The following is a 3,363-nucleotide window of genomic DNA, read 5'->3' as shown; positions in this document are numbered from 1 at the left end:
GCTTCATTCCAAACATTGAGTTTTTCTTTGTCTGTCAAATTTAAACCTCGTTGTTGATTAMAAACTTCTCCATTTTGATCAAAAACGACTGCAGACCTACGTCCATCAACTAAAACATTTACATTGTAATGATGATAGACAATTCAGAATTTGGAAAGGTAGTTGTAACTGTTGACTTTACTTTATGTCCAAATCCTGATTGTAAGAGGTTTATGCTAAAAGCACATATGCATGGAGCTAAGTTGAATAGTGGACATGGCGCTTCTTGGATTAAGGATACTTCAAATCCATTGAAGTCTTAGTCGCTTCTACCCTCATCTGTCTCAATGCAATTACCTGAGTATGTCCCTATACCAATCGTTGATGATTATAATGAGGCATGTTTGATTAAAGATCTAAGCCCAAAAGCATCAGCGACCCTTTCAAGAAGGTGTCTACAAGGAATGATCAGAGACTACTGGGGTGTATCTGGGAAAACTTTATTTGAAGAGATTGGAGCTATCAAAGATAGCCTTGACCCACTTACTTGGAGTGCTATTGATGCGGTAAGAAAAATTGGCAATATTGGTGCGCATATGGAAAAAGATATCAATACCATCGTTGATGTAGATCCAAACGAGGCTCAATTATTAATAGAGCTAATTGAAACTCTGATTAAGGAATGGTATGTGGTTAGGCACGAACGGGAGCAAAGAATGAATGGTTTGTGGCTCTCGCACAATAGCATATTTTTTCCTTCTGCCGTTTGATATTCAAGATTATCAAGCATATCTAAAATTCGCTTCAACTCTGTAATATAGGACGTAACATTTATATTTCCTAGCCCCTTGTCAAGTTCTCCTTGGACTTTTCGAGCAGCTGCATCTGATTAATAATTCTTGTTTTTGGATTTTAACTCATCGTAGGTAAAAACCCCGCAACACCCAAATCAATTAGATTAGTCTGCTGTTGCTTATTTTCCGCAATATGTGTATCTTACTCTCTTCAAACGTTCCTGCAGATCGTTCTCTACTTTTGATACGTCGTGCATTTGTAATTTTGGCAATTCTACTTCAATCTCACTTTTGTACTTTTTAAGAGTATTCAAAACATTATTCTCTATATGCTTCAGTTTAACACCGCAGTTATTACATTTTTCAGCACTGTTAGGCAACTGATGTGTGCAAGGCTTTAAAGAATTGGACCATTTTTTCTCTGCTAATGGTCATCTTCTTACCGCAGACCCCACAATAAATCAAATCTTTTAGCATTGTCGTTCCAAGGACGATTGCTGGCTTCTCACATTACTTTCTCGCTTGATCGGCTGATCTTCACGTAACCTGTGGCTCTTTCCCAATCGTCTACGGGAATTATCGGTGGGTGAGCATTAAGTGTAGACACAGTTTCGAGAATCTTGTAAACATATTTTCCGTTTTCTTTTACTCGCTTCCTATCGTTAATAACAAGAGTACCCTTATACGCCTCGTTTTTAATATTTCTTTTTATGGTCGGCTTTTGAAAGGCCATGGAGCGCGAAGGCTTGTATCCCTCAATATTCAGTTGATCAACAATTCTATCACTTCCTAAACCCATCCAGTGCCGACCACTGCTATCCTCACGGAAATTTTCCGTCTTTGTGTCTTAGGAAATTCATCTATTATGTTTCAACAAGTATCTTATAAAGTTGCCGTTAGAATAAGTGATGTAACTGCAATAATAAATAAACATCTATTAATCTTCTTGGAACCTGAAACTATGCTTCCTCTCCTTAATAGGTATAACATCAACTTATGCAGAAGCTTTAATTTATTCACTAGCAGCTTGAGAGATACTATTTCGCTATTTCCTTCAATTGTAACAGTATTTCCATTTTCGCGTGTGATAATTGCTTATGAAGAGCAAAAAAACCTTCTCTTGTCGCAAGGGAAATACAGAATTTCCATTTTAAAATAGGATGTTAATAAAAGTTTACTTGATGAATATACCAAATAATGGTATTATTTACTTTGCAAACATACCAAATAATGGTATTATTTACTTTTTATAATTCAAGGAGGTGGTTTTTTCTATAAAATTCTATATTTTAGGAGTTTATTACTAATTTTTTAGGAGGAAGAAAAAGGACGATGAAAATTAAAAAATCTATTTTGTTGGTATCATTATTAACTATGATTGTTTCCCCAATGGCCTCAGCTGATAATGCTCCAGAAGCTATCAAAGAGGACGCAAAGATTGATGTACTCATTGACAAGGACCTACCGGCCAATGAAAAGAAAAAAATAAAAGAAGTAATGTCTTTGATGGATGAAAAACATAGAGAAAATATAATTCATATTAATGCTGATGGAAGCATCATTTCTAATAGAAAGAATTTAAAAGAAGATTTTAAAATCAAAAACAAGAATTTGTTAGATGATTCTGGTAAACTTAAAGAATTACCGGCACAATGGGTAAAAACAGAAAACGTTAAAGAAGATAAAGTTGATGCAGAATCTAGTCTAGGAATTACTAGCACGGGATGGAAATATCCGGATTATCAATCTGAGAATGCAAATAGTGGACCATATCGAAGAGTATACTCAGGTACAGGTTACTCCAGACTTCGTGCAAGTCTAGATGTGCCTAAAAAAGGCTCTGGTATTTATATGGCTAGCGGAACTAATGATAAAGCATATGTATACACAGGCGCAGTCGATTCTGGAGGAAAAGGTATTGATATTGGACTAGCTTATAACTATGAATCTGGTACCGAACCATGGAAAGAATCCTGGGGTATGTTTGTTAAAGGGGCCAATGAGAGTACAATAGTCATGCCTGATAACTATAATTTTCAGGGTGGTCAGAGTATTTACATGGATTTTTATGTGTTAGCCACAAATTACGTTGGATTATRTGCAGAGGGCTATAATAGAGCAGGATATTTTGTCGGAGGTGCCTTGACAGCTGAGCTCGGTTCATCTTATAAATTCTATTCAGATGGCACAGGCATGAAAATTAAAAGAATAACATCAATTGCCCAGGCACCTCAAAACCTTAATTCAGGATCTGAGTTAAATTATGTCCGCTGGAGTAATGTTGAAATTGGACAAAGATATAATCCGGTAACCTCTCAAGATTGGGGACTTTTTTATGGATACCCTCAAACAAGTATTCTTGTTGATTATACTTCCCAAAATGAAGAGAAAGTAAGAATTAAAGCGGGAACCCTTACTCCTTAGCATGCAATTTTGATTTTTCTACATATTTAGTGACCTATTGGCCATCCAATAGGTCACATTTTTTAGTTTATTAAGAAGGGAGAAGAATAATGAGAAGAGTAATTAGTATTCTATCTGTTTGTATCGTAGTTATTACATTGTTGATCTTTTATATGAAAGACAGTCC

Annotated in this window: 3 protein-coding genes; 2 read left to right on the top strand and 1 reads right to left on the bottom strand. The window is 35.6% G+C overall.

Annotated features, from left to right (window positions below):
* Positions 1–383: 383 nt before the first annotated feature.
* A complete protein-coding gene (locus AC1DUA_RS30175; RefSeq protein ID WP_477503253.1) occupies positions 384–749 on the top strand; it encodes a DUF4145 domain-containing protein in 366 nt (121 codons plus the stop codon).
* A 529-nt stretch (positions 750–1,278) separates the two neighbouring features.
* On the opposite strand, the gene AC1DUA_RS30170 is transcribed toward AC1DUA_RS30175, so the two are convergent.
* Positions 1,279–1,572 carry a recombinase family protein gene (locus AC1DUA_RS30170; protein WP_477503252.1) on the bottom strand — a complete coding sequence of 98 codons (294 nt, stop codon included), beginning with the start codon at positions 1,570–1,572 and terminating at the stop codon, positions 1,279–1,281.
* Positions 1,573–2,105: 533 nt separating this feature from the next.
* On the opposite strand from AC1DUA_RS30170, the gene AC1DUA_RS30165 reads away from it, so the two are divergent.
* Complete coding sequence (locus AC1DUA_RS30165; RefSeq protein ID WP_477503251.1) at positions 2,106–3,197, top strand: hypothetical protein; 1,092 nt, start codon at positions 2,106–2,108, stop codon at positions 3,195–3,197.
* Positions 3,198–3,363: the final 166 nt, after the last annotated feature.

The sequence above is a fragment of the Paenibacillus sp. 01T422 genome, assembly GCF_056398785.1.
This window is presented reverse-complemented; position numbering and strand designations above follow the sequence as displayed.